Here is a 26,328-nt window from a genome sequence, read left to right as displayed (position 1 = left end):
GCTTGTAGGTTTTTCCTCTGGCTCTTTAGTTTATTGATACTTTTTCTAATCCATATAACTAGTTATTGAGCAATTAATCTATCACGTTTGTGTCCAAAAACGAGTTAGAGCATCTATCTCTAACTCGCTCGTACATCGCTACACTGCGACGTCCTCTTGCTCAAGGGCGGAAGAGACTTTGATTTCGTATTGGTTGAAGCTAAAGATGCTACCACCGTGGGTGCGCTTGGTGATCACTTGTTCGTCGCCAAATTGAACCGTCACGCGGGTGAAGACTTTTTCCGTCGCTTCTACTGTGTTGAGCTCCAGTAAGGCGTTGAACTCGGCATCGAGGGTTTCTAGCTGGCCTTTAACGGCTTCCAGTTGAGCGTTGTTTTCCGCTTTCATTTGCGCGATGGCTTCTTCCACGCCCTCTTCGCGCTGCGATTTCGGCGTTTTCTTAAACTCGAGTTCACGACGGATGACATCCATCGTTTCTTCTTGGGCAAGCTTGTACTGCTCCTTAAGCGAAGCGAGTTTGTCTTTGTACGCACCAAAACGGGCAAAGGCTTCCACTTTGGTGGCGGTATCTCCTTCCACACCCAGTTGAACACAGCGGACTTTGCCGCCGACTTTGGCTACGCCACCACTAAGGGTGCCGTTTCTTTCATTGGCGTCGATCACCAGCAAATCGTGCCCACAACGAATATCGTTGTTGAAAGAGTGCACTGCCAGCTCGATATTCCCACCTGCTTGCAGCTCACTAAACTGGGCATAATTGGCGACTATTTTGCCTTTGGTTTTCACCGAACAGCTGCGAGGCTCGCCATCACTAACGGTATGGCCAATGATGCCCTTACCGACTTCAATATCGCCTTGCGCTTGTACGTCGGCAGATTCGATAAACCCACCGACGGTAATCGAACCGGTGGCACGAACCATCATACCAGCTTCAATATCGCCAGATATCACCACATTGCCTTTGAACTTCACGTGCCCCGTGCCCACGCCAACGTTGTTCAAACAGAGTGCACTGTCCACTTCGATGGTTTTATCTTTGATGAGCGGCATGCCCGATTGGCTAGCAATGAGAAGATTCGGATCATAGGAAGCGATTTCCGTGCCTTTGCCCGGTTTGAGTGCCGCATCTTTCCCCGCTTGAGGTGGAATAATTTTACCTTGAACGGTAAAGCCTGGAGTGCCTTTGGTTGCGGGCTCACGACGCATAACTTCATCGCCTTTATCAACGGTGATGGTGGCCCCAAGGTTACGCATATCGATTTTGGCATTGGCAGATTTGCCTTTTTCTGGTTTCAACACGCGTTTGCTGATGTCTTCAACCAGAGGCACAAACTGAGCATCTTTACCTTTGATGGGTTGCTTGCCTTGTGCCACTGGCTGAACAAACTCTTCGCCAGCTTTGAGTTGATTACTCACCACCAGCACTTTTTTCAGCGCCAACTTGTTGATGCCTTTGGTGACTCTTGCTTGCGCCAGTGCATGGATAATTTCGTTACCGCGTAAACCTCGTCCACCATACGCGCCAGTGACTTTCATGCTGGCAAGCATGTCGCTGTCCGTCAATTCCACTACAAGCTGAGCGTTGAGGCGCTTAGCGATCACGATGCCTTCATACGCTTCCGACTTACGTTCACGAGCACAGTTAAGGAAACGAACCACTTCAGCGTCATCGAGCAACAGCTCTTTCGCTTCCATCTCGACAAGTTCAGCATCGAGTTCTTTTCTGGCAAGCTCACTTCCCAAGTCTGCCTCAGGCAGTTTGGCCGTGATTTCAGTCTTCTTTTCATTCCATGAAAGGCAAAGTTTCCACATATAGACGGTCGCTTACTACAACTAAAATACAAATTCTTGAACCAGTCTAACTAATTAACGAATGAGTGAACATCGGCAAAAGAGAATAATCAGGCTCACATCACTAAAGCGCAACGCGTTGTAATTTACGCCAAATTTGTGACGATTAGACTCTTTTTTGGCATTACTTTTACACTGTAAATTTGTGCGAAAAGCTCAGCCCTTGTTACCTCTTTTGTCGTTTACAATTGGTAGGTTGCAACAACGCACTTACCACCATTGCTGTAAGAAACTGATTTACAAAGTTCATTGAGCAGAATTCGTCCTCGACCGTGCAGTTGACTCTCTTGAACGTTTTGCACCGGATTACTGTAATCAAACCCTACTCCGTTATGCTCTATTATTATAGCTAGTAAAGCGCTTTCTGGCTGGTAGCCAAACTCGATCATCAGGTTAGCGTCTTCGGCGAGTTCTTCGAGTTTCTGTTCTCGCGCTTGGTAGTAGACAAAGAATCCATCAGCGTCTTCTTTGAGCTTCGAATCTAGCTCAAGTAACCCATGGTCTATGGCATTCGCCAAAAGCTCAGACAACACTGAGCAGATGAGGTCGAGATGCGGGCCACCACTGACCATGCCTTTCAATACTTCACGCAAGTCGGGTAACAGATGGTGAGAAGCGATTTGAGGTTTATTGAGGGATAAGCGACTTGTGATGGGTAGTTGCGACAACAGTTCGCTTTCACATGGGCCATGAGCGCACTCGGGTGAACTTGACAATACTGGACACCTTAGGGTCAATATCGATAAGTCATCATGGCGCTGACGACAAGAGAACGCCGCCACGGCTTTTTGCAGTGCCTTAATCGCATCGAAGGGATCGTTTTCGATGACGCGCAGTAAGCGCATTTCACCAAATTGCTCTCCCTCTTCGTTGGGCGACTCGGTCACCCCATCGGTGTAAGTGATGATCGATTGCCCATCTAACAACTCAAAGCTGATTACACTCGCATCAAACTCTCGCTCTTCTAACACGCCAAGAGGCATGTGAGTAGACGTCAACCGCTCGGCAACACTACCATCGTGATTAATCAAAAACGCATCGGGTAGGCCGCCACCCCACCAGCGAATGTTACGGCCGTTACCACTGATTTCAAACAAGCTCGCCGCCAACATCATCCCCATCGGCAAAAATTTCACCAAAGCACTGTTGATCTCGCTAACAATCTCACCAAGCGCCATGCCTTTCGCGGCCATAGAGTTAAATGCGCGTGTAGCAGGTATGGCAGAAATAGCGGCTGGCAAACCATGTCCTGTGGCATCAGCAATCATGGCATAAATGCCACCATGAGGCCGCCTTGCGACAATGATTAAATCACCGTTAAACACGGTCGAAGGAGAGGAAAAATAGTCCACGCCGGAGACACTTTCCAAGCAGCTATCCATTTCCTGTTTAAGATTGGCGAAGATGCTTTCGGCAATGGTGTAGTCGTAACGAACTTGTTCATGAAAATGACTCAACTCTAAACGCTGCTGCGCCATTTCGTTGTACATTTTGGCAATACGTACGTGTGCCCGTACTTTGGCTAACAGTACATTTCTCTGAACGGGCTTAGGGATAAAATCATCACCGAACGCCAAGCATTTACCAAACGACTCTTGGTCATCCAAAGCGGTGAGAAAAATGATGGCAATATGCCGATTTGGAAAGGCTTCACGTATGATTTGCGCGGTTTGAAAACCATCCAACTCCGGCATCATCACATCCAGCACAATCACATCTGGCAGCTCATTGACTTCTTGCAGTGCTGAGATGACATTCAGGCCACTGTTAAAGGTGCTGATTCGGGCATCGAGATCGCCAAGCATCATCTTACACACTTCGATATTGCTGGGAGAATCATCTACGATATAAATCTTCATACCCGACCCGCTCTCTATTCAATCTGAAATTTTTTATCGAAACGGCTGATCAACAAAATTTTGCGCACTTGTGGCAAGGTATTGATGATCTTAATTCGGCCATCGGCGCTGTTGAGATGTTTTTGCATGTTGAGCAACATACCTAAGCCAGCGCTGTCAATGTAGTCTACTTTACGTAGGTCGATAATAAACTGACTATTGAGATGTGGGCTGTAGGCGTTTCTAAACTCTTGCACCAAGTTAAATCCAAAGGCCCCTTCGATTGCTAAGGTGACCGTGTTTTTTGCGTTATCGACTTCTTTCATCACTGACATATTTGCCTTCCCCTAGCCCATATCTGCATGCTTTCTTTTTAGAACAACTCTACTTCACCTTCATCAATACTGACTTGGTTGGCAGCGCCTTCGCCGCGGCCACGCTCTTGCTGCTCTAACAACTCAATCTGTGCAATCAGTTCTTCACTGCTGATCTGATTGGCAGCGTACTGTTTGATCAACTGCTGGAGTGACGACAAATTAAGTATCGTTTGCGTGGCAAAATCGCCCTGCTGAACCACAATGTCGGCAAATTGCAACGCACGAACCCCAGAAGCCACTTTCTGCGCCAGTTGCGCGCCCAACTCATGAATTTGCTGCACTTGCAATTCAACCATATTGTTGACTTTTTGCACCCCACGCAGCATTTCATCCACTTCTTCTTTGGATTCAATCGCCACGGTCATATCAATCGAAGCCATTTCCCCTACCGTATGGTTTGCCTGTTTGACGGTCGCCAAGGCAATATTGATTTCGCGTTCGATCTGATTGTTCAGCGATTCCGCTTTGACAGATAAATCTCTCACTTCTTGTGCCACCACGGCAAAGCCTCGTCCTTGCTCGCCCGCACGCGCCGCTTCTATTGCTGCGTTCAGTGCTAACAAGTTGGTTTGATCAGAGAGTCCGCGCACTTGATTGAGCAGCTTAAACACCGCGTCCAGTTTGTCTGACATGTCGTGGATGCTGTGGACCGCAGAAATACTCTTCTCCGACACATTAATCAAAATATCGATATAACGGTTGATGATCTTTTCGGTTCTCGGCATCACTTGTGCAATGCTATTTTCACTGTTTTGGTTAGCGAGCAGATCGTCCACCAATTTTTCCGAGATCTGGCTCTGTTCTTCACAACTGCGCTGTAAACCAAAAAAACTGTCGTTCAACGTTTCGACTGAGGCTTCAATCACGCTTTTCTGTTTCGCTAGTGGTTGTTCTACTCGCGGAAGTGCGGTTTGTAAAAAATGCCCCACTTGCGTCCAGCCCTGCTGAGCATTTTTTTCAACCACATTGGTTTTGCTGGAACTATCCTCGGTATGAGAAGAAAAATAGGACGGAAGCACCAACCAAGGAATGGCCGCCGCCAAAATCATCAGAGCAATGTTGCCCATTGAATGAGCCAGCACGGCGCCAAATGTCAACACCACAACCTGACAGGCCACAGCGATAAGATAACGAGATCGATAATTTGCTTGCGCCAACTTTTCCATAATTGCCTACCTGACCAAATCCAATATGTGACATTTTGCTTATGTTTTCTTTTAGCTTAGTAGATCGCACAAAAACTGAGGAAGTTTATTGAGTGGTTTGACATGCATTGCCGCGCCACATTCCACCGCAGCCCGCGGCATGCCATACACAACGCAACTCTGCTCATCCTGTGCGATGGTCATCGCACCTTGCTCTTTCATCCGTAACATCCCCTGGGCACCATCTTTGCCCATACCCGTTAAGATCACGCCAATAGCTTGGTTTTTTAAACTCTCTGCCACCGAGCCAAACATCACATCCACTGACGGCTTGTGGCGATTCACCGCTGGGCTGTCGTCTAAATGAGCATAGAGCTGTCCACCGCGACGAAACACCATCATGTGTTTATCGCCCGGAGCAACGTAAGCGTGATTGGCTTTTAACGCCACTTCCCCTTCACTCAGCTCAGAAACGGTCAACGCGCACGATGCGTTCAGACGATTGGCAAATGGGCCAGAGAACAGGGCGCTGATGTGCTGCGTAATCACTATAGGTGGCATGCTGGCAGGTAAGGCGGAAAGCAAGTGTTTCACCGCTTCGGTTCCACCCGTCGATGCGCCAATGGCAATCAATTGATAGCGATTGGTTTCTGTACCTTGTTTGCTGGTTGCCACCGCCTGCGCCATGGGCGGATTTCCTCCGACCTGCGCCTGTGCAGCCATACGAATTTTTTCATTCACCAGAGTGCGATACCCCAACATGTCAGCGGTGTTGGCCACCGAAGGTTTGGGAAAATAGTCCACCGCACCCAGTTCAAGCGCCATCAAGGTGGCATCCGCACCGTGCTGCGTTAAGGTTGATATCATCACCACAGGTAAAGGATGCAAACGCATCAGATTTTTGAGAAATTGCACCCCATTCATTTTGGGCATTTCGATATCTAGCGTGATCACTTCTGGCTTTAAGGCTTTGATCATCTCGCGCGCTTGATAGGGATCTTCCGCCGCACCGATCACTTCTAACTGAGGATCCGAGTTAATGATCTCCGTGAGCAATGCACGGAAAACGGGAGAATCATCGACAACCAAAACTTTTGTTTTCTTACTCATCAAAATAGCTCCACATCTGATCCTTTATGCGTTTGCTTCTCCAAATCGTGCGCATAACGCTCTTCTTCACGCCGTAAATGGCTAATCTCGGCAAAGGGAATGCGCTTCAACCACGCTTTGCCAGTGAGCGGATCGAACATGATTTTTCTCGGCTCTAACCCACCCAAATCATAAGCCACCACCTCTAAGCCCTCTTGCTCAGCGTAATGCAGAATGAATTCGACGTTTTTCTCACCAATCATCGAGTGAAAACCCATCATTTGCGCGCCACCAAACAACTTCATGCGCAAGCGTTCACGGCGAGCCCCGAACGAGAGCAGTTGGTTAAGCAGCATCTCCATCGCGTAGCTCCCGTAACGAGAAGCGCCAGAAAGCAGCTCATCGGCATGCCAATGTTTCTCTTCAAAATGGTTATGAAACGGCAGTAAAAAATGGTTCATGCCTCCAACGCGTTTGACGGGATCCCAAATACAAGCAGAAACACACGATCCTAATCCGGTACAGATCATTTCTTCTTGATTACTGACATACACCCCACCGGGCAACACTTTGATCATGTGTAACCCTTTTTGTTCGTTGAAAAAGCGACTGTAATACGCTTGTGGTTGTGCTTGAAAATGGTGATTCGTTGAGTCGAGCATGTGGCAGCCTTAGCGCAATCACGCTTTGATATAGATTGTTTTTCCTAAATGCTTAAACAGCTGACCATTGGTGCCGACACTTTCGGAATGACCAATAAACAACACACCATCATCATGGAGCTGATGATAAAAGCGTTCGAGTAAACGCTGCTGAGTTGGTTTATCGAAATAAATCATTACATTACGGCAAGAAATCAGATCAAATTTCTGTTTCATCGGCCAATCGTCTAACAGGTTTAACTGACGAAATGTCACGTGCGTCTTCAGGATTTCTTTTACTTTGATTTTGCCCGCTTGAGCGCCTTTTCCGCGTAAAAAATTCCCTTTTAAGTAAGGTTGAGGGATGCTTTCCAGCGCGGTGTCATCATAAACGCCCAGCTGTGCACGGCTCAGCACATTGGTGTCGAGATCCGTGGCCAGCAACTTACAATCGATGACACCATCGAAAAAGCCACTGCGATGTAAGCTGGCCAAATAACTGTAGGGCTCTTCGCCAGTAGAACACCCTGCCGACCATATCTTCACCGCTCGTTTACCTTGCTCTTGCCAATAGGGAACTAGGTGGCTTTCAAGAAACTCAACGTGATGAATTTCCCGAAAGAAGTGGGTTTTATTGGTCGTCAATGCGTTGATGAACGCCATGCGATCTTCTGGATTGTTCTCAATACACTCACGATAGTCGCAAAATCGCTTGAGCCCTTTTTCTCGAAGCTTTCGCGATAAGCGGCCATAGACCATGGCACGCTTATGATCTGACAGATAGATACCAACATGTTTGTGGATGAACCACTGAACATATTTGAAATCTTTGTCAGTGAGCTCGAACTCTTGTGAGGGTTCGAGGTTCACTTCACTGGTTAAAATTCTTCCCATTCGTCGCTCTCCTCCGCCCTCAATCCGGAATTGGCTACTCTTGGCTTTTTCATTTCGCTGATATTGGTTCGTTTAGGCATGGCGGTCACTTTCGCTGCCGCTGCACTTGGTGAGGCAGGGCTCGATGTCTCCAAGGTGGTAATGCCGCTATCGGTGCTAAAGAAACTCATTAAGTTGAGCAGCTCTTTACCTTCCGCTTTAAGCGATTGGCTTGCGGCCGAGGTTTCTTCAACCAAAGATGCATTTTGCTGCGTCATTTCATCCATCGTCGACACGGCGCGGTTAATTTCATCAATCCCTGTCGATTGTTCTATGCTCGATTGGGCTATCTGGCTGATCAGTCCGGTCACTTTTTCCACCGCAGCGACAATGTCATTTAAGGTTGCACCGGATTCATCCACTAAGCGCGAGCCCTCATCGACTTTCTCCACGCTGTCTTTAATTAATCCTTTAATCTCTTTGGCAGCAGCAGCACTGCGTTGCGCTAAGTTGCGTACTTCACCAGCCACCACCGCAAAGCCTCGGCCTTGTTCGCCTGCGCGCGCGGCTTCAACAGCGGCATTGAGGGCCAACAAATTGGTTTGGAAAGCAATTTCATCTATCACGCCAATGATGTCGGAAATCTTCTTACTGGCACTGTTGATTTCTGCCATCGCCGCCACCGCTTGACCAACCACATCGCCTCCTTTGCGCGCTTTTTTCGCTGCGTCTTCAGAGAGCTCGTTGGCACCTTTGGCGTTATCGGCATTTTGTCTCACCGTTGCCGTCATCTGTTCCATGCTGGCTGCGGTTTCTTCCAAGTTGGAGGCTTGTGCTTCAACACGTTGGCTCAAATCGTTATTGCCGTCGGCAATCTCGGTAGAAGCGGTCGCTACGCGAGCAGAAGAGACGGTAATTTTGTCCACCATATTGCGAATGTTCAGAATCGATGTGTTCACCGCATCGGCCAAACGCCCAAACTCCCCTTGGTGTGTGTCGCTCATTTGCGTTTTGAGATCGCCATTGGCCACTTTGCTCATTACCTGAATGCACTGATCCAAAGGCTCAACTAAGGTGTCCAACAAGCTATTAATGCCGTCACCCAACTCTTTCATAAAACCACTGTAGACAGAGGTGTTGATGCGCTCTCCCAGCTGCCCCGCTATCGCTTTTTGGATCAAGCTTTCTACCTGACGTTGTCCATCTTGCTGTTCCGTAATGTCAATCCATTGCAATGCTGGCCCCATGTAGTTACCACTGCCATCTCGCATTGCGATACAGGTAAGGTTGAACTCCAACGAGCCTACCTTGATGTTGGAACTGAAGGGCAAGCGATCAGGATTAGCGATAATCGCCTGTTGATGTGCTGGATTTTTGTGGAAAACATCGATGCTTTTCCCCACCAAATTGCGCGAATCAAAACCAGGCAACACCTTCTGCAGTTCACTTTCTCGGCTACGGAGCAAATTGGCAAGAGAAGGATTTAGATAGCGAATGATGCCGTTTTTATCGGCCATCATCAGATTGGTGGTCATCCCCGCCACCGCAGAGGCCAAACGCCCCACTTCTTCTTCATTGGCACGCTGCTCAGTCACATCACGCCACTCGAGGCTGTTGCCGATGTATTCGCCTTGTGCGTTTTTCACCGCGGCAACATTGAGTTCAATACGAACATCCCCAACCGCAATGTCGGTGCGATAGGGTAAATTATTCGGATCGCTGAGCAACTTGCGTTGATGTGCAGGATTGCGGTGAAACTCATCAATGCATCGTCCCATCAACCACTCTTTGCTGGCAGTAAAACCAGACCAAACGCCCCGAAAGGCCGCTTCATGGCGACGAAATAAGGTCACCGTTTCTTCGTTGACGTAGGTAATGAGGAAATCACGGTCAATCATCACCATTGCAGTTTGCGCTTGGTCGATAGCGGCTTGCAAACGAGCAATGCGGTCTTCTTTGCGTATGGCTTCCGTGACATCTTGCCACTCCAATGTGTTCCCCACATAGTTTCCCGATGCATCAAGCATCGCGCCAACATTCAATTCTAATCGCACGTCGTCAATAGCGATGGTGGTGGTGTATGGCAAATTCGCTGGCGTCGAGAGCAGTTGCCTTTGATGGGCAGGATTGCGGTGGAACATGTCGATGCACGCGCCCATCAAAAAGGTTTTATCAGCACTGAAATTGGGCCAATGTTTACGGAACAAACCTTCATGCTGCTTGAACAACGACATCGATTGTTCGTTGATGTAGGTAATTTTAAAATCACGATCCACCATCATTAACGCGGTTTTAGCGGTGTTCAATGCCGATAGCAGTTGTTCTTTACTGAGCTCTTCTTGCTCTTCCACCTCATTTAACAAGGTATCTCTTGGATGAGATACTTGTGGACGAAAGCTGTGTTGCGTTTCCTTGTTGCGATTCCAAAATGCCATACCTGACCTCACATTAGCGCTTCTTCTACTGTTGTTCTGCTCAGCTCTGCCACATCAAATAGAGCTTCCAGATTAATTATCATCAAGTGACCATTGGCCGTTGCTGCCAATCCTTTGATGTATCGTTGTTCCATTTTCATGGTTTGTGGCGGCGGTTTAATTTCGCCGTCATCTAAGGCATAGACCTCCGCCACGGCATCCACAATGATGCCCAACGGGTTATGTTGCACATCGTTAAGCACCACCACCACCGTGGTATTACCAATTTCAGATGGCGAAAGATTAAAACGCACGCGTAGATCGGCAACAGGGACATACTCTCCGCGGATCTCTAACACACCCACCAGATACTTCGGTGCGTTTGGCACTTTTCTTACCTCGCTCCAACCTCGCACTTCACGCACATCCAAAATCGGCACACCGTATTCATCGTTATCCACTACAAAGCTCAAATACTCTTGCTGTTCCATCAGCTTGCCTCCTGAAATGACTCTATGTCCATCAGCTCAGACGTATCAAGCAACGTCATTACATGCTCACCAACGTTCACTAGACCAAGCATAAAAGTGGAAACCGGGGTGTCGCCGACTGGCCTGTTGATATCGTGGGTGCTGAGGCTCACCACATCGGAAACAGCATCCACCACAATGCCCATGAGACGCTGCTGTTCGAGAAAGCGATGACGAAGCACAATCACTACCGTAGTGGGCAGATAGACACACTCTCCGACGGAAAAACGCTGACGCAAATCCATCACGGGCACAATCATGCCACGCAGGTTAATCACCCCTTTCACAAACAAAGGAGAGCGAGGGATCGGCGTGGGTCTTTCCCAAACGCGGATCTCTTCCACATCTTCAATCGCAATGCCATACAGCTCATTGGCCAAGTTGAAGCTGAGGTACTCCACTTTTGTCGTACTGTCTTGCTCATCGCTCTCGGCCAACATCCTATTTAACGGTTGAACTGCGTCCATGATTGCCACCTACGCTGCCATGCCAGAATTGCCACTCTCGGCACGGCGTTTTAAAAAGGTTGTAATGAGCCCCTGCACATCCAAAATGAGCGACACCGAGCCATCACCCAAAATCGTTGCTCCTGAAATACCGGGCACTTTCTGATAATTGGATTCCAAACTTTTGATCACCACTTGTTGCTGATCCAACAGCTCGTCAATCAGCAGCCCGACTCGCGTACCCGCAGCTTCAACAACACATAAAATTTTGCTGCGGAATTCACGGCTGTTTCCCATATCGAACTCATGCTGCAAACGTAAAATCGGGATGTTTTCTTCACGTAGACGATAAAGCTCAACACCACCAGCGGCATGTTTGATGTAGTTCGGGTCAATTTGGATGGATTCGATGATGGTAAGCAGAGGAATAACATACACTTCACCCGCCACTTTCATTAACTGCCCGTCAAGGATAGCCAGAGTCAGTGGCAAGCTAATGGTGAAGTTACTGCCTTGTCCGTGGAGGGACTCCACTTCAATATGGCCGCCCAATTCTTCAATATTGCGTTTCACCACATCCATTCCGACACCACGCCCAGAGATATCGGAAACTTGATCTGCGGTCGAAAAACCGGGGGCAAAAATGAGATTGATGATCTGTTTGTCGCTCATCTCTTCGCGACGAGAATCGGCAGGCAGTACTTTTTTCTCTACGGCTTTTTGCCAGATGCGATCGCAGTTTATGCCTGCCCCATCATCTTTCACTTCGATAATGATTGAACCACCTTGATGGAAAGCATTGAGCGTGAGGGTGCCAAATGACGGTTTTCCCTTCTGCTCTCTCTCGTTTGGCATCTCAATGCCGTGGTCGATGCCGTTACGCACCAGATGCACCAAGGGATCGACAATGCGCTCCAAAACGGTTTTATCCAGCTCCGTGTGTTCTCCATGAATTTGCAAATCCACCTCTTTACCAAGGCGTCCACACAAATCTCGCACCAAACGTGGGAAACGGCTAAACGCAAAGCTCATCGGCAACATACGAATATTGAGCACATGTTCTTGCAAATCTTTGCTGTTTTGCAGCAGTTGATCTAACCCTGCTTTGAGCTTGTCCAGTTTGTCGATGGAGAAATCACTGCCAATTTCGGCCAACATGGATTGGGTGATCACCAACTCTCCAACCAAGTTGATTAGGTTATCGACCTTATCGATATCAACACGAATCGACGTCACTGCCGAATCGCTTTTGCTGTTTTTACTGCTTCGTGATACGGGTTTCGCGGCATCAGCAACCACCGTCGTTGGCTCAGTTTGCGCCACCTCGCGTTCAGGTTGAACGGTGGGCGTTTCTTGTTCGATATAGGTGGACACGGCAGGTAAAGCGGTAATCTCTAAATCGCATTCATCCTCCACCCACTCGAATATCTCTTCGATTTGCGATTTTTCGACCTCTCCAGATAGGGTGATAAACCAATGGGTATAACAGAGCTCAGGGTCAAGTGCTTGAATGTCGGGAAGTTGACTCGTATCGCAAGTCAGTTGCGCGTGCTCATCCAACTCGTTGAGCTCGCGTAAAATCCGCAGTGGATCGTTTCCGCTATAGAAAATTGTAGGGTGTGGACGAAACTTCACTTGCCACTGACTGGTAGTGGTGGCGCTGGTTTCTGTTTCAAACGGCGCGATGGCAGCTTGAGACTCGACCTCGTTATCTGACGTTTCGCCCAAGGCATCACTGCTGTTGCTATCATTGCCAAGAAGCAACTGAGCAAGCTCCTGGCTGACTCCTGCTAAGCTGTCGCTTTCCACCGCTTCCCCTGACTCGTGACCTTCAAGCAAAATTCGGATTCCATCGCAGCTGCGCAGCAAAACATCCACGCTTTCTCGTGTCATCACTAACTCACCATTGCGTACTTTGTCTAAATACGCTTCGACGGTGTGCGTGAACTCACTGATATCCAACAAATTGAAGGTTGCCGCTCCACCCTTGATAGAGTGAGCCGCTCTAAAAATGGTGTCGATGAGATCTTTTTCTACTTGAGCTGGGTCGAGATTAAGCAGGATATCTTCCAACACTTCTAAATTTTCACGACACTCTTCGTAGAACATTCTGCGCAGCAGTTCCATGTCCAAAGCCATCTGACGCTCCTTATTCCGACATTTACTCGCTTGTTAAAGTACGCGTTTTAAGGTTTTGAGTAATGTGTCGGGATTGAATGGCTTCACCAGCCACCCTGTTGCCCCTGCGGATTTACCTTCCATTTTTTTCTCAGGGCTGGTTTCCGTGGTCAGCATCAGTATAGGAATGAACTTATATTGGGGAATGGCTCGCATGGCTCGAACTAACTCAAAGCCGCCCATGTTGGGCATATTGACGTCGGAAATCACCACATCGAATTTGGTGAGTTTTGATTTGTTGAGTGCATCACTACCATCGTTCGCCGTTTCTACATCATAACCCGCGTCTTTTAGTGTATGACTTACCATTTGACGAATTGAGACAGAATCGTCCACTGCGAGAATCTTCACCATCTCGGCCCCCTAGATTGCAAACTGACACTAATTAATTGAGCTCGTACCCGAGAAGCGCGATGGCATCCTCAAGCACTTCAGAGAAATCTTTACACTCCATGATTGAGCCTGTTTGTTTGACGCTAAGAATAAACGAAGCAAGGGCCTGAATGCCTGCAGCATCCACTTTGCGCACCGCGCTTCCCATCAGTAGAAGAGGTTGGTCAGATTCAAGCCATTGCAAGTATTGTGCACGGCATTCATGTACCGAACTTATGTCTAAGCACTCAGCCAACCAACATTCCATCTATTTATCCTTATTGTCTTTTTTATAAACATAGGCTCATATTCTGAGTCTAGAAAGGATTCATTAATACGCAAATTCAATAAGGGTTCTTTTCTTGATCTGCTGAATGATTAATAACAACGAGTACGAATTTTCACAGATAAAACAAACAGCTAAGCTTGGGGAGCTTTGGACACGAGAGTGGTACGGTTTTGATCGGTTTGTCTGATTTACACTGTAAATATTAGTGGTGGCAAAACAAACAGTGGGGAGTAAGTCAGGCTGAACTCTCAACGACATCAACCCGACGTTGGTGATTTACAGTGTAAATCAGTGTTGTAAAAGCAAAGTCGCAATCACTTGACGTAATTGCCCTTCTACCTGTTTACGTCCTGGCAACGAAAATTCGCGGGCGCATTCCGTCCACGAGCGATTTTGCAATACTTTACGAATCAGCAGTTCATCAACTTGTTGAGCTTCAATCGTGAGTAACCATTGTCGAAGCCAAACTTGCACACTCTCAAAACTGTTGCCACCTTTAGCGTAATAACGAACAAGATTAAGTTGAGCAGAAGAGAGAACTCGACCGTTGAGTGAAGGCAACAAAGCGCGCACAACATCGGTTTCGAGATCGCGAAGTGAAGAAGCCAGCCACTCTGGCACACATTGGTCAAACATCTGTTCGGCTTTAATCAACCAAGATTGAGTGCGGCCAGAGAGCGGCTTTACCATCATAAATGAGTGGCAACCACTAGCCGCATCTCGAGAAAAGCCAATACGAACACCTTGATATTGGCTACGAGACCAAAAGCGCAATAGCGCATCGGTAGCGCCGAAACTGGTTGAGAGGAAATCGAACTTCTGTCCAAACTGTCGCTTTAGCTGTAACTCTAACTGCGCCAACATTGCATGCCCAATACCTTTCGATTGGTGTTGAGGATGAACAGCAATCCGCATTATGCGTAAAGAATGTTGCTCTGCCGCTTGAGATAAACCAAGGTGATTAGCCAACGATATGGGAACTAAATGACCTGAGGGGCGGCGTTTGCCTAACTGAATTTGCTCAATCAGATCGCTCGGTAAGCCGCCCTCTTCTACCGTCAGCAAGCAGCCGACAACCACATCATTGCTTTGTGCCAGCCACAATTGGCTTGCATCATCAGAAAGAAGCTGCATCAAATCATTCGGTGAGGTTTGATAATGCGCATTGACCAATAAGGCAAAACATTCACGCAAGAGCGAACTGTCTTGCAACAACTGGGACTTACTCACCAAGCGCAGTGACAAGTTCGAATAATCGACCGTTTCTGGCTGTGATATGTCGGCATCGAGCAAGAAGGTCTGGTTTAACCACTGCTCTAACGCATCGTTTGGATTCCAGCGAATAGGATGATCTAAGTGGCAATGCTTCATCCCTGGTCGATGAGTTTCTAGCCACGGCAGAAACTTCGTCGTAAAACCTCGTCCACAACCTTCATAACCATGAATCGTGGTGGAAAAGACACAGCGATGATAATGCTCAACCATGCGTTTTAACATTGGCAGTGGAATCGCAGCCGCTTCGTCCACCAACAACAAATCGCAGCTAGGCAAGCGCTGTAATAAATCATCAGGGGCAATAAATTCCAACGAGGCATCCTCGGTCGTCGTTTTACCGTGCGATACGTGGCCATTTGTCAGAGTGTTCTGTGCATGTTGGAAAACGGGTTCAACCGCACCAAGACTAGGCGCCGTTATCACAATATGTGTTTTCCGCTTTAACATCAGTTCACCACTGGCGATGCCTAAAGCACTGCTTTTGCCACGTCCGCGATCAGCCGTCAGCAACAGGGGGCGTTTCCGATGCCCCGTGACCACACGTTGAATGGCTTCCACGGCAAAATTTTGCTGTTCAAAACGGAGGGAGTGAATACCATCGACGCAAAATAGTGATTCGGTAGGCTCAAAAAGGTGATCAGGTAGAAGCTGAATGAGTTGCTCCAGCCGTGAAGAAAACCACTGATGCCACACCGATTCTTGTGAGAAATTCGGAGGTAGAATCAGTAACAGCCCCCCACCACAGAGCGAGCCGCAAGCTGCGGAAAAACTGTTGGCATCGAACTGCTCACGGCAATCGATGATCAACAGTTGACACTCTTGACCTAAAAGACGTTGGCCTTGTTTAATGGAAACCACTTGCGTCACTAAAGAAGGTTCAATAATCCCCTCCCCCATCACAAACACACGTTGCTGATTTGGCTTTTGAAGCAGGTTACGAAGCAATGCATGCTGTTCGTTTTCATCGCCGTGTAATACCACGCCATAGCGTTGGCCCGTTAAGCGCGCTTGTTGCTGAAGTGACAAAAGTGATTGTAGTTGCTTGTCCATCATCGATTCCGAAAAATAAAATCACGCTATGGTAGCACAAGATCAAAAAAAGCCGCATGAGCGGCTTTTCGTTATTATTTCACTGAAAATCAGTTTAGCTTACTGGCCAAGAACTGCAGAATTTCGTCCATGGTTTTGTCATCCACTTTTTTCAAGTTTAGTGACAAGTTGCTGCCTTTGCGGCTGTAGCTTGCGCGATCTTTTACGAGTTCAACTTTCTCAGCTTTAGCCTTCGCTTTCACCGGGCTCAGTTCCGCAATCCACGCTTCGATGTTTTCCGTCACTTCTTTGGTTAAACGAGCCACACCTTGCGCTTGGCTGCGTTGCCAAACAAAGCCTTCATTGGTGCGGCATTTATTAAGTAGAGCTTTTTGCTGCGGTTCTGCCAACGAATTGTATTGCTTGTGCAGCTTGACGATGGTTGGACGGCCAAGGTCACTCACATTTGGATACGCTTGCAGTAACTCAAGTGGCAATGACGCCGCTTTTAATGCGCCACTGACGAGGGCTTCGCTGCACTGGAACATTTTCGCCAGCGCTTTTTGGTCTTCCGCGTCGCCTTTTTCCAGTTTTGCCAACATCTCTTTGCCTTTTTCATACAAAGACAAAGGCTTGTGGGCATTCGCCACATCAGATAGGAACTTAGCATGTTCCGTACTGATGTTATCCGCCACATAGACTAAGAAATCTTGGCCCGCCAAAATACAAGACATACGACGGCGACTACCGTCCAGCACTTCAATTTTGCCATCCGCCGTACGACGACCCACCGCAGGGTATTGCTGACCACGTTCACGCAGTGTTGCCAAAACATCAGACAGCGCGTGCTCGGTTAAGAAAGATTGTTCACGCGCATTTTCTGCAAAAACTGAGGTCTTTGAGGCCACTTGATCCGCCGCAATACGAACCAGTTCAAACGTCACGGTTTCTTCACCCGCCACTGCCAGCTCAATCACCTGAGCTTGTTCTTTTGCCGCAGTTTGCGCTTCTTGAGGAGTTGCAACGCGGCGTTTGTTTGCTTTGCCAAACAGTTTCGCATTGAGATCGGAAGTTTTGATTGCCATAACTTAATTACCCTTAATTCAATGAGGACCAGTAAGAGTGAAGAACACGCTCAAGTTCTAATGCGCTCTTTTGCACCGCATCTTGCGCCGTGGCGAGGGTCTTTTTACCCCCTTCGAAATCACTGGTGGTGAGGTCAAATACCGTACTGTAGGTATCAGCACACGTTTCAAACGCTCGGCTGCGTGGAATCGTCGCCATCATCACTTGGTCACCCAACAAGTAGTTCATTTCTGTTAGCACAGAGACTTGCTTTTTGTTGTCGTCTTCAAACATGGTTGGCATTAGACGCACAAACTCCAAACCTTTCCAATCCTCTGGGAACATTTCATACACCGTAGGTAAATGCTGGAAGAAGTTCACCGTTGATGCCCAGTCCAAACGCTTGGCCGCACAAGGGATCAACAGTGCATTTGACGCATACATGGCATTCCATACTAATGGATCAACGTGCGGTCCCGTATCAATCATGATGATATCGAAGTCATCGGCAATTTTGTCAATCAGCTTCTCTTTGAGTAGACGTACAATATCTAGCGATTGATTTTGAGAGAGATATTGCCATGCTTCTGCGTTGAACATTGCATCTTCAGGGAAGGCAGAAATGGTTTTCAGGTTCGGATATTGCGTTGGTAACAACACATTTTTCTGTAGGAACGTACGATCAACGTCGACATTTTCCGGTACATTGTCCAACATAATATCGACCGCAGAATAAATGTTGTCGTGCTCTGCAATACTAATTTGTGGATTCAAGAACAGACGTAGCGACCCTTGAGGGTCCAAGTCAATCAGACAGATACGGTAACGCTTATCCAAATTCAACGCCAAGCAAGCAGCCAAATGCACTGCCGTCATGGATTTACCCGTACCACCTTTTTGGTTCTGCACGTTGATGATCCAAGGTTTACCATTACCACCATTCTTACGCTGGTGGAATTTTGGCACGCCAGCAGCATCCATCAGCATGTGCGCTTCTTCAAGAGTGATCGAATAGTGATTCGCGTTGTTCTTGGTAAATTGGTGACCTTCAGCCTCCATCTTACCAATCGCGTCATCCAACTTGCGACGAGTTAATCCTGAACGTGTTTCCATTAATGCCTTTGACATTGGTGGGAAATAATCATCACTGCGCTCTTCTAGCACAATCTCAATACGGTCTGCTTGAACCTGTTGGGTAGATTCAGCCAACTGAATGAGATTTTCGATCGTTTTTTCTCTTTTCATTGTCTATTCCTTTGAGAAATATCTTTCTCCAGATTGTACAGCACTTACAACTTAAAACAACAAAAAGGTGAACGTTCATTTTGAAGAATAATCACATAAAAATGAATTATTCACGTCATAATGATGTAAAAATCAACAAAGACTGGTCAATCGACCATTTCTTCATCATGGAATTTCGTTGATAATGGCATTCAAACAGGGAAACTTTTAAAGTGTTACAGCATCACTTATTTACATTGTAAAGTGAAAAATCACGGAACGATTGACATACATCACTAAATTACGGCCCATGTAAGATGAATATTAACGGAACGTTGGAAAATCGCTGCTAAGCTCAATAAAGCGCCAGCACAGACAATAAATGACACAACATAACTATGCTCGCTCACCATCGCACCCAATTATTCATGATCATGCTTCTGGCACTAGCAGGCCGCTTTTTCACCACAACATTGGTAAATTGATATAGGAAGAATGATCAAGTGTAGCGTTGATCATTCTTCCGCGACATTCATCCCTCACGAAACGATGATCATGGAGAGAATGATGAAAATTGATCGTGAACTCAGCGGAGATAATGATCCTTTTTCTACGGAACAATGATCAAGTACATTTATTCTCGGAAGCATGAAAAAAAACCATCAAACTACGGTCAAATGCAGATAGAATGGGAGATGCGGCAATAATCTGTCTGTGAGAGATAGACACCAATTATCAAGCCAACCAATTCATTTACAGCGAAATATCATGATCATGCTTTCGAGTATTGAACCGTGTTTTCTAAATAAGCCAATAGCGAGCATATTTTCACCTTTATATGGGCATGAGAGAAAAAGTGGCGAAATAGAGAACAACCAGTATAGAGAGAGGCCATTGGTGATCATGCTTCCGATTCACATTGTTGCCAAAGGAAAAGTACGAACAAGCTATTGAATAGCTGCAACTGTGGATAAGTTGTTTATCCATCATGATCATGCTTTCATGTTCACGTTGATCACACTTGGGGATTTCTGATGATCATCTTTGCGGGTCTATTTGATCATGTTTTCAAAGGTTTAATGATCATGCTTTCATTGTTATTATGATCATCCTTCCGACGGGAATATTTAAAAGTCTATTATTATCATAAGGTTACACCCTTCCATTCCTCTAGATCAATAGATCATATAATCAATTAAGATCAGTTTAATCAAAAAGATCAGTTATTTAAAAACAAGCTTTTTTCTTTATTTATGATCTAATTTTCTTTATTCTCTTGGAACTATAGTGCTTTTACGGCCAATGTGATCTGGATCTAGAATGACAATAGAAGAAAAAATACTGATCAAGGCTCCACGTAGCCACAAGGATGGTCATTTATTCGAGGTTAACGAATCGTCAGCCGATTGGGTTGAACAATACCAACATTTTAAAGGGGTAACCAAAAGCATTCTTGAGTTGCTTAACCTGATTTCATTACGAGGTTTTAGCAGTAAAGATGGTCTGGTTTCTACTACGGAACTAGTTGAAGCGACAGATGGGCATCTTACTCGCGCTGCGATTCAGCAACGATTGCGTGCCGCTGTTGCCATTGGTTTATTTACCCAAACACCAGTTCGTTTTGAAGAAGGACTAGCAGGTAAAACCATGCTGCATCACTTCGTTAATCCAAACAAACTGATTTCAGTGCTTGGTGCTAGTAGCCTAGTGACAGAAAAAGTCAAACAGACCGAAAAAGAAAAACGCTCAAAAGCACTAGCACAAACTCAAGTGAACAAACGCCTGTTGAATGAACATGGTCTTAACACTCCTCCAGGAATGAAAGACGAGGCCGATCAATTTGTTGTTTCACCAACCAACTGGGCCGGTATTATTGATCAAGCACTGGCACCACCCCGAACGCGTAAAAGCTATCAAAAGTCCATGGTGTCGATCTCGGGTACGCGGGCCGTGATCGAAACACGATCATCAAAAAACATCATGACGGTCGATGATCTGATGACCTTATTTGCCTTGTTTACGTTGACGGTTCAATACCATGATCATCACAAAGAAGAATATCAGATGGATGCGGCTCATGTTCCCAATAAAACGCCACTTTACATTACGGACATTCTCTCTTTGCGTGGCAAAAAAGACAGTGGTCCCGCTCGTGATTCGATCCGCGATAGCATAGATCGTATAGAGTTCACGGACTTTCAGCTGCATGAACTGACGGGACGTTGGCTGAGCGAAAATATGCCTGAAGGTTTTAAAAGTGATCGTTTTCGTTTCCTAGCACGCACCATCACAGCGTCGGAAGAAGCACCAACGGAAGGGAGTGATGGTGAAATTCGTATCAAACCTAACCTTTACATCTTGGTTTGGGAGCCGTCGTTTTACGAAGAGCTGCTCACTCGCGACTATTTCTTTCTGTTCCCGCCCGAGATCTTGAAACAGCATACCTTGGTGTTTCAACTCTATTCCTATTTTCGGACGCGTATGGCACGCCGTCATACCGACAGCATGCTGCTAAGTGAACTGAACCAAAAATTGGCGCGAAACATCGAATGGCGTCGTTTTTCCATGGATCTGATCCGCGAATTGCGTCGTTTGTCGGAAGGGAAGGGGACCGATGATCTTTTTGTCGTGAATTTATGGGGCTACCACTTAACACTGGAAACGATCGTTGAACAAGACAAAGTGATCGACTACCAAGTTGACATCAAATGTGATGTCGAAGAAGTATTACGTTACTCGCGTGCGCGCACCACCAACGCAGGCAAACGCAATATGGCGCCAACGTTGCCAAACCCACTCCGCAATGAAATGGTGAGTAAACAGAAGCTCGATGAGCTCTCAGGCATTATTGATGGCGAGTTCGAGCCAATACAGCGTAAAGAGCGTTCGCCAAAAGGCAATTTGGGACGTCGGGTAAAGCTACGTAAGCACCTTGTTGAAATCAATGCGGACGAAATCACCATTACGTTAACTAAATATACCTCTTTAGAGGCTCTAGAACGCAGTATAACGGCTTTGTCGGCAATGACAGGGCATCCATATGCCGCAATTAAAGAAGAGTGCCAGGAGCTGTTAGAGAAGCTTGATTACATTCGGGTGGATGAACACATCTTGCCTTATGAAACCCTAAGTAAGGTAGTGGAGCTGTACAACAGCCAAACGGAGAACAAACACCTCTCTATTGAACGACTGATCGCGGGTCTTGCCGTTCGTAGGAAAGTTTGTCGCCAAGTGTTTGAAGGGCATCTTGATGAGACGGTTTTTCGCGCTCTAGACGAAGTTTCGGTTTAAACGCATCGTTCCTTGATCATGCTTTCAGGCTCAAAATTGATCGAGCTTGATGTTCCATCGCGCTACTTTACGTTATTCACGTAACGAATTGTTGCCATTTGCAACAAATTGTATATTGATGGAAATCAGACCGAACGTTAACAATTCGCTGACATTAACGCGAGGTGGTGGGGATAATATCAACAGCGAATAGACAACCTTTTGTCCTTTCTGATGATTAATAGATTGGCTCATATTGTTACATTCATTCTGAATAGATTTCGCGAGTTCGTATGAACTCGCTTTTTTTTATCCAAAAATGTGCTGGTAACTTGTCTTCTCGTTGATCATCGATTCGTGATTGAGTTCGATCAATGCCAAGTGACTTGATCATGCTTTCGTGGTTCATTCCAAGCAAGCGCATCCATCAGCTTCACATGCCCTTCGATAATACTATTGGCTTTGGGTAACCAAATCCTTTGATCACTTTGTTCTGCACAAAACTCCAGACTGAGCACCGCCATATGTTGCAAGCGTTTGATACACCAATCGCGAATCTCAATGTCGGTGGAATAATCGCAACCAACTTGCTCGAGTTTACTGGCGGTATACATTAAGTACTCAAAAGCGCGAGAGGGATTGTGATACCGATAGTGTTGGAAAAGTCGAAGGCATCCATCTAGCCAACAAGCCACGGCCTTGCTTTGATCATCCGTCAGCTCAGGGCCAAAAACCGAATCGGGTGCGGAAAAAACCAGTGCTTCCAGTTCACGTCCTTGATCATGTTTTCGGTGCTGATACCAGTCGGAAAAGCTTGCTAGCCAGATAGAAAGATCCATTACGCCGCCTTAGTCCAAAGTTTGACAAAGTGATTAGGGCCAATCTGCTCGCATTCGTCTACTACGATACTGCTTTGCTGACGAATGGCATCCGCATCCACTGAATAGTTTGGTTCACTTTGAACGAGATTGCCAAACGGCAAATCTGGATCGGGCACCGCCGATATCAACAACTTAGTGTAAGGATGCTGAGGGTTTCGCAAAATCGCTTGTGTATCTCCCCATTCAACAATCTGGCCTTTGTACATGACCGCCGTCTCTTCGGCGATGTAGTGTGCAGTGGCAAGATCGTGGGTGATGTAGAGAAAACCTATACCTAGCTCTTTTTTCATCCGTTGCATAAGGTTCAATACCCCTAAACGAATGGACACGTCCAACATGGATGTGGGTTCATCCGCTAAGATGATTTGTGAGCCAACCGCCAGTGCTCTCGCTAAGTTTACGCGCTGTCGTTGACCTCCGCTAAGTTCATGAGGGAACTTGGCCAGCGTCTCTTCTGGTAACTCGACTTGTTTGAGCAGCTCAGTTAGCCGTGCTGGAATCTCACTATCCGAGCGGACTTGAGCATGAATCTTAAGTGGTCGTGTTAAGTGATGCTCAATGGTGTGGGTAGGGTTGAGTGAGCCAAATGGATCTTGGAACACCATCTGTACTTTACCCCGATAGGCGAGTACATCTTTACGCGAACGCAGTTCTGCAATATCACGTCCATGGAATAGGATCTGCCCATCGGTGGGTGGATAGACCTTGGTAATCAATCGAGCGCAGGTGCTTTTTCCACATCCAGATTCTCCCACCAGCGCCAGTGTACGTCCTGAATAGAGCTTAAAGCTAACGCCCTGCAGTGCTCTAAAAGGTTCGCTGCGAGCAAACCCACCGCCAACGGTAAACTCTTTGATCACGTTTTTCACTTCAATGATTGGTGCATTCATGATTAGGCTCCTTGCTCTGCGGTTTTGTGGACATCATGGATATTGGGGAACGAAGCCCAGAGTTTTTGGGTATAGGGATGTTTAGGGTGATTGCGGATCTGATACGAGAGATCCACTTCAACAATTTCTCCGTGGCGCATAATAGCAATGCGATCGCAGAGTTGGCTCATTAGGGCCAAATCGTGAGTAATGAACAGGACTGAGAAGCCAAACTCTTCCCGCAGTTGATAGATTTGCTGCAAGATTTCTCGCTGCACCACAACATCCAGTGCTGTCGTTGGTTCATCCATGATGATGAGTTTGGGGTTAAGTGAGAGTGCTATCGCAATCACTAGGCGTTGACGCATTCCGCCGCTGAACTGGTGAGGATATTCGCTCAAACGATGGCGCGGAATATTGACCAAATCCAATAGCTTTTCTGCTCTATCTTTGGCTTGGCTGTCGGAGAAGCCGCGATGGTGGCGTAAAACGTCGGCAAACTGCTCTTCAATAGTGAGCACTGGGTTGAGTGAGTTCATCGCGCTTTGGAATACCATGGCAATCTCACTCCAGCGAAGAGCCCCGAGTGCTTGGTCTGAAAGCGACAATAGATTGCGATCTTCAAAGATTATCTCGCCACCAGAGATAAATGCGGGTGGCTTGTGCAAGCGGTTGATGGCAAATGCGATGGTACTTTTACCGCAGCCAGATTCACCAGCCAAGCCAAAAATCTCACCTTTGCCAATATCGAAACTGACCGATTTAACGGCATTGAAATCGCCGTTGTCAGTGATGTAGTCAACACACAAGTTCCGCACCTGCAGCACAGGGTCAGGATGAAACGCTTTTGCGAGAGAGTGAACACTCATAAGACACCTTACAAATATAATGATAACTATTATCATTTACCAGTTGGTGTTGATTTGAAAAAGCTTGCAGTGGAAATTTGTTGAAGTAGCTCGAAAGATTGGTGCTGAATAGGGGCAAAGACGAAAAGGTCTCGACCGAAAATGAGAGCTTGATCAGTTCATTTTCGTTGGGGGAATCTCCTGAATGTACTTTGAAGATTTCGATTAAGCAAAAAGTTAGTGATGGTTTTATAATTTAGTTAGTAGAAGGGTGGAAAAGGTCACAAATCCTCACTGTTTTACTTAATTCACGAAATCGGGTTTGCTATAGATCGGGTGTCAACAACATGGTGCGTTCGGAGGAGATATGTCCATTAATTCAATCAACCATGACGAGATGGCAGATATGGCTCACAAGTGGGAAGTTTCTGAAGAAGAAGTTGTCCTTAGGCCAGAGAAGCAAGTGAAATCAGCAGAGGCAAGACGACGTATTGAAGCGCTAAGAGAGATCCGCGAAAGTGGTCTGAGCATTGAAGAAGCCAAGGAATTAGGATTGCTTCATTAAGTTTTGCTAACGATATGATTTTATAAAACTTGAGGGTAGCGCTACGCTACCCTTTGTGTTTTTCAGCACCAGAAGAACCCTTGTTTGGTTTGACAATCCTTCTGCGCGTTACTAAACACTATATCAATAAGATATGCATTTTATTTCTTATTGTTTGTGTAGTGACGTCAGGAGTAACACCATGGACAAACCGATTTATTTCTATGAGCCAGATGATGATCATGGCTTCCTCGCCAATTTCTTTCCGTGCTCGATTACTGTGTCCGGTGAGGTGTGGCTCAGCAGCGAGCACTATTACCAAGCACAGAAGTTTGAAGATCCCGCCTTGCAGTTGCAGCTTAAAAACGCGGAGTGCGCCGCCGATGCCTTTGCCTTGTCTCGTGTGCATGAAGCGTGTCAGCGACACGATTGGCTTGATATTCGCGTGGAAGTGATGAAATTTATTGTGCGCGAAAAGTTCTTTCAAAATCCTCCACTTGCTCATCAGTTGCTTGCCACCGGAGAAATGGATTTGCTCGAACATTCCCACAAAGACGCTTTTTGGGGCGATGGCGGGGATGGAAAAGGGCACAACCATTTAGGGCAAATTCTCATGACGGTGCGCGATGAGCTACGGCAAACCTCACCATATAATTTGGTGCAGTTTATCGACAGTGCCAAGCTGCCCACCCAATGGGGAACATTTCAAATGTACGGTTTTATCGAAAACGCTACGGGCAAAGAGCATCTGGCGCTGGTTTATGGTGACATTCGTCGTGATCCTTCCCCATTGATCCGGCTTCATTCAGAGTGCTTGACGGGGGATGCCTTGTTTAGTGCTCGCTGTGACTGTGGATTTCAGCTAGCACGAGCGCTAGAAAATATCGTTGCCGAAGGGTGTGGGGTTTTACTTTATCTCCGCCAAGAAGGACGAGGTATTGGTTTGATCAACAAAATCCGAGCGTATCATCTGCAAGATGAAGGGGCCGATACGGTGGAAGCGAACGAGCAGTTAGGTTTTGGCGCTGACATGCGAGATTACACTTTCTGCCGAGGCATCTTGAGTTATTTGGGCATAGAGAGTGTCAGGCTGATGACCAACAATCCTCGCAAGGTGAATGCGCTGAAGATGGCCAATATTGAGGTAAGGCAACGCGTGCCGTTGCAAGAAGGGAACAACCCGCATAATCATCACTACTTGAAAACCAAAGCCAATAAGTTGGGGCACATGTTTGATCAAAACTTCGTTAAACCTTAGCGTGTATAACGGGTAAGTGAAG

At 46.7% G+C, this 26,328-nt stretch carries 22 protein-coding genes; 3 read left to right on the top strand and 19 right to left on the bottom strand.

Translation table 11 applies throughout. The features are described 5' to 3' along the window. Positions 1-138: 138 nt before the first annotated feature. From LZU85_RS00530 to LZU85_RS00455, 16 genes are all read right to left on the bottom strand, one after another. Positions 139-1,812 (bottom strand): DUF342 domain-containing protein, encoded by a 1,674-nt coding sequence (locus LZU85_RS00530; protein ID WP_237286083.1) that lies wholly within the window; start codon positions 1,810-1,812, stop codon positions 139-141. 221 nt (positions 1,813-2,033) lie between these two features. After that, positions 2,034-3,710 carry an ATP-binding SpoIIE family protein phosphatase gene (locus tag LZU85_RS00525; protein WP_237286082.1) on the bottom strand — a complete coding sequence of 559 codons (1,677 nt, stop codon included), beginning with the start codon at positions 3,708-3,710 and terminating at the stop codon, positions 2,034-2,036. Positions 3,711-3,724: 14 nt separating this feature from the next. Beyond that, on the bottom strand, positions 3,725-4,024 hold the full coding sequence (locus LZU85_RS00520; RefSeq protein ID WP_176297829.1) for an STAS domain-containing protein: 300 nt from the start codon (positions 4,022-4,024) through the stop codon (positions 3,725-3,727). A gap of 38 nt (positions 4,025-4,062) precedes the next feature. Then, a complete protein-coding gene (locus tag LZU85_RS21170) occupies positions 4,063-4,791 on the bottom strand; it encodes a methyl-accepting chemotaxis protein (RefSeq protein WP_255199139.1) in 729 nt (242 codons plus the stop codon). A 492-nt stretch (positions 4,792-5,283) separates the two neighbouring features. Continuing rightward, the gene (locus tag LZU85_RS00510) at positions 5,284-6,321 is read right to left on the bottom strand and encodes a protein-glutamate methylesterase/protein-glutamine glutaminase (protein ID WP_176297827.1); all 1,038 of its coding nucleotides are present in this window, start codon (positions 6,319-6,321) and stop codon (positions 5,284-5,286) included. Further along, entirely contained in the window at positions 6,321-6,962 is a 642-nt protein-coding gene (gene cheD / locus LZU85_RS00505; RefSeq protein WP_176297826.1) for a chemoreceptor glutamine deamidase CheD, read from the bottom strand. Before cheD ends, LZU85_RS00510 begins: the two co-directional genes overlap by 1 nt. 18 nt (positions 6,963-6,980) lie before the next feature. Further along, complete coding sequence (locus LZU85_RS00500) at positions 6,981-7,835, bottom strand: CheR family methyltransferase (RefSeq protein WP_176297825.1); 855 nt, start codon at positions 7,833-7,835, stop codon at positions 6,981-6,983. Next, complete coding sequence (gene aer2 / locus LZU85_RS00495; RefSeq protein WP_237286080.1) at positions 7,820-10,249, bottom strand: aerotaxis transducer Aer2; 2,430 nt, start codon at positions 10,247-10,249, stop codon at positions 7,820-7,822. Before aer2 ends, LZU85_RS00500 begins: the two co-directional genes overlap by 16 nt. Before the next feature lie 8 nt (positions 10,250-10,257). Beyond that, the gene (locus tag LZU85_RS00490) at positions 10,258-10,719 is read right to left on the bottom strand and encodes a chemotaxis protein CheW (protein ID WP_176297823.1); all 462 of its coding nucleotides are present in this window, start codon (positions 10,717-10,719) and stop codon (positions 10,258-10,260) included. Beyond that, positions 10,719-11,225 (bottom strand): chemotaxis protein CheW, encoded by a 507-nt coding sequence (locus LZU85_RS00485; RefSeq protein ID WP_176297822.1) that lies wholly within the window; start codon positions 11,223-11,225, stop codon positions 10,719-10,721. Before LZU85_RS00485 ends, LZU85_RS00490 begins: the two co-directional genes overlap by 1 nt. Positions 11,226-11,234: 9 nt before the next feature. Further along, complete coding sequence (locus LZU85_RS00480) at positions 11,235-13,343, bottom strand: chemotaxis protein CheA (RefSeq protein ID WP_237286079.1); 2,109 nt, start codon at positions 13,341-13,343, stop codon at positions 11,235-11,237. Positions 13,344-13,376: 33 nt separating this feature from the next. Further along, complete coding sequence (locus LZU85_RS00475) at positions 13,377-13,736, bottom strand: response regulator (RefSeq protein ID WP_176297820.1); 360 nt, start codon at positions 13,734-13,736, stop codon at positions 13,377-13,379. Between the two features lie 31 nt (positions 13,737-13,767). Beyond that, positions 13,768-14,022: an STAS domain-containing protein gene (locus LZU85_RS00470; protein ID WP_176297819.1), complete on the bottom strand. Its 255-nt coding sequence runs from the start codon at positions 14,020-14,022 to the stop codon at positions 13,768-13,770. A 309-nt stretch (positions 14,023-14,331) separates the two neighbouring features. Further along, positions 14,332-16,368, bottom strand: coding sequence for a tRNA(Met) cytidine acetyltransferase TmcA (locus LZU85_RS00465; RefSeq protein WP_237286078.1), 2,037 nt, complete (start codon positions 16,366-16,368; stop codon positions 14,332-14,334). Between the two features lie 89 nt (positions 16,369-16,457). Continuing rightward, the gene (locus LZU85_RS00460) at positions 16,458-17,432 is read right to left on the bottom strand and encodes a ParB/RepB/Spo0J family partition protein (protein WP_176297817.1); all 975 of its coding nucleotides are present in this window, start codon (positions 17,430-17,432) and stop codon (positions 16,458-16,460) included. Positions 17,433-17,445: 13 nt separating this feature from the next. Then, entirely contained in the window at positions 17,446-18,657 is a 1,212-nt protein-coding gene (locus LZU85_RS00455) for an AAA family ATPase (RefSeq protein ID WP_176297816.1), read from the bottom strand. A gap of 1,299 nt (positions 18,658-19,956) precedes the next feature. On the opposite strand from LZU85_RS00455, the gene LZU85_RS00450 reads away from it, so the two are divergent. Further along, positions 19,957-21,927, top strand: coding sequence for a replication initiator protein RctB domain-containing protein (locus tag LZU85_RS00450; protein ID WP_176297815.1), 1,971 nt, complete (start codon positions 19,957-19,959; stop codon positions 21,925-21,927). A 350-nt stretch (positions 21,928-22,277) separates the two neighbouring features. Here the strand turns inward: LZU85_RS00450 and LZU85_RS00445 are convergent, their stop codons facing one another. From LZU85_RS00445 to LZU85_RS00435, 3 genes are read right to left on the bottom strand one after another with little or no spacing between them, the layout of a single operon-like run. Further along, positions 22,278-22,745, bottom strand: coding sequence for a transcriptional regulator (locus tag LZU85_RS00445; protein WP_176297814.1), 468 nt, complete (start codon positions 22,743-22,745; stop codon positions 22,278-22,280). Beyond that, on the bottom strand, positions 22,745-23,677 hold the full coding sequence (locus LZU85_RS00440) for an ABC transporter ATP-binding protein (RefSeq protein WP_176297813.1): 933 nt from the start codon (positions 23,675-23,677) through the stop codon (positions 22,745-22,747). The genes LZU85_RS00445 and LZU85_RS00440 overlap by 1 nt, the downstream gene beginning before the upstream one ends. 2 nt (positions 23,678-23,679) lie before the next feature. Continuing rightward, positions 23,680-24,525 (bottom strand): ABC transporter ATP-binding protein, encoded by an 846-nt coding sequence (locus tag LZU85_RS00435; protein ID WP_237286077.1) that lies wholly within the window; start codon positions 24,523-24,525, stop codon positions 23,680-23,682. Positions 24,526-24,871: 346 nt separating this feature from the next. Between LZU85_RS00435 and LZU85_RS00430 the strand changes: the two genes are divergently transcribed. Next, complete coding sequence (locus tag LZU85_RS00430) at positions 24,872-25,069, top strand: PA3496 family putative envelope integrity protein (protein WP_011082071.1); 198 nt, start codon at positions 24,872-24,874, stop codon at positions 25,067-25,069. A 181-nt stretch (positions 25,070-25,250) separates the two neighbouring features. Beyond that, a complete protein-coding gene (gene ribA, locus LZU85_RS00425; RefSeq protein WP_176297810.1) occupies positions 25,251-26,306 on the top strand; it encodes a GTP cyclohydrolase II in 1,056 nt (351 codons plus the stop codon). The last annotated feature ends 22 nt before the right edge of the window (positions 26,307-26,328 follow it).

The organism is Vibrio floridensis (assembly GCF_021852965.1).
GTDB classification, from domain to species: Bacteria; Pseudomonadota; Gammaproteobacteria; order Enterobacterales; family Vibrionaceae; genus Vibrio; species Vibrio floridensis.
The sequence above is the reverse complement of the archived record's forward strand: the minus strand, read 5'-3'. Positions and strand labels throughout refer to the sequence as shown.

Bases quoted from the DNA above. Each gene is read 5' to 3' on its own strand.
- LZU85_RS00530 (WP_237286083.1), bottom strand. From the start codon at position 1,812: ATGTGGAAACTTTGCCTTTCATGGAATGAAAAGAAGACTGAAATCACG.
- LZU85_RS00525 (WP_237286082.1), bottom strand. From the start codon at position 3,710: ATGAAGATTTATATCGTAGATGATTCTCCCAGCAATATCGAAGTGTGT.
- LZU85_RS00520 (WP_176297829.1), bottom strand. From the start codon at position 4,024: ATGTCAGTGATGAAAGAAGTCGATAACGCAAAAAACACGGTCACCTTA.
- LZU85_RS21170 (WP_255199139.1), bottom strand. From the start codon at position 4,791: ATGCCGAGAACCGAAAAGATCATCAACCGTTATATCGATATTTTGATT.
- LZU85_RS00510 (WP_176297827.1), bottom strand. From the start codon at position 6,321: ATGAGTAAGAAAACAAAAGTTTTGGTTGTCGATGATTCTCCCGTTTTC.
- cheD (WP_176297826.1), bottom strand. From the start codon at position 6,962: ATGCTCGACTCAACGAATCACCATTTTCAAGCACAACCACAAGCGTAT.
- LZU85_RS00500 (WP_176297825.1), bottom strand. From the start codon at position 7,835: ATGGGAAGAATTTTAACCAGTGAAGTGAACCTCGAACCCTCACAAGAG.
- aer2 (WP_237286080.1), bottom strand. From the start codon at position 10,249: ATGGCATTTTGGAATCGCAACAAGGAAACGCAACACAGCTTTCGTCCA.
- LZU85_RS00490 (WP_176297823.1), bottom strand. From the start codon at position 10,719: ATGGAACAGCAAGAGTATTTGAGCTTTGTAGTGGATAACGATGAATAC.
- LZU85_RS00485 (WP_176297822.1), bottom strand. From the start codon at position 11,225: ATGGACGCAGTTCAACCGTTAAATAGGATGTTGGCCGAGAGCGATGAG.
- LZU85_RS00480 (WP_237286079.1), bottom strand. From the start codon at position 13,343: ATGGCTTTGGACATGGAACTGCTGCGCAGAATGTTCTACGAAGAGTGT.
- LZU85_RS00475 (WP_176297820.1), bottom strand. From the start codon at position 13,736: ATGGTGAAGATTCTCGCAGTGGACGATTCTGTCTCAATTCGTCAAATG.
- LZU85_RS00470 (WP_176297819.1), bottom strand. From the start codon at position 14,022: ATGGAATGTTGGTTGGCTGAGTGCTTAGACATAAGTTCGGTACATGAA.
- LZU85_RS00465 (WP_237286078.1), bottom strand. From the start codon at position 16,368: ATGGACAAGCAACTACAATCACTTTTGTCACTTCAGCAACAAGCGCGC.
- LZU85_RS00460 (WP_176297817.1), bottom strand. From the start codon at position 17,432: ATGGCAATCAAAACTTCCGATCTCAATGCGAAACTGTTTGGCAAAGCA.
- LZU85_RS00455 (WP_176297816.1), bottom strand. From the start codon at position 18,657: ATGAAAAGAGAAAAAACGATCGAAAATCTCATTCAGTTGGCTGAATCT.
- LZU85_RS00450 (WP_176297815.1), top strand. From the start codon at position 19,957: ATGACAATAGAAGAAAAAATACTGATCAAGGCTCCACGTAGCCACAAG.
- LZU85_RS00445 (WP_176297814.1), bottom strand. From the start codon at position 22,745: ATGGATCTTTCTATCTGGCTAGCAAGCTTTTCCGACTGGTATCAGCAC.
- LZU85_RS00440 (WP_176297813.1), bottom strand. From the start codon at position 23,677: ATGAATGCACCAATCATTGAAGTGAAAAACGTGATCAAAGAGTTTACC.
- LZU85_RS00435 (WP_237286077.1), bottom strand. From the start codon at position 24,525: ATGAGTGTTCACTCTCTCGCAAAAGCGTTTCATCCTGACCCTGTGCTG.
- LZU85_RS00430 (WP_011082071.1), top strand. From the start codon at position 24,872: ATGTCCATTAATTCAATCAACCATGACGAGATGGCAGATATGGCTCAC.
- ribA (WP_176297810.1), top strand. From the start codon at position 25,251: ATGGACAAACCGATTTATTTCTATGAGCCAGATGATGATCATGGCTTC.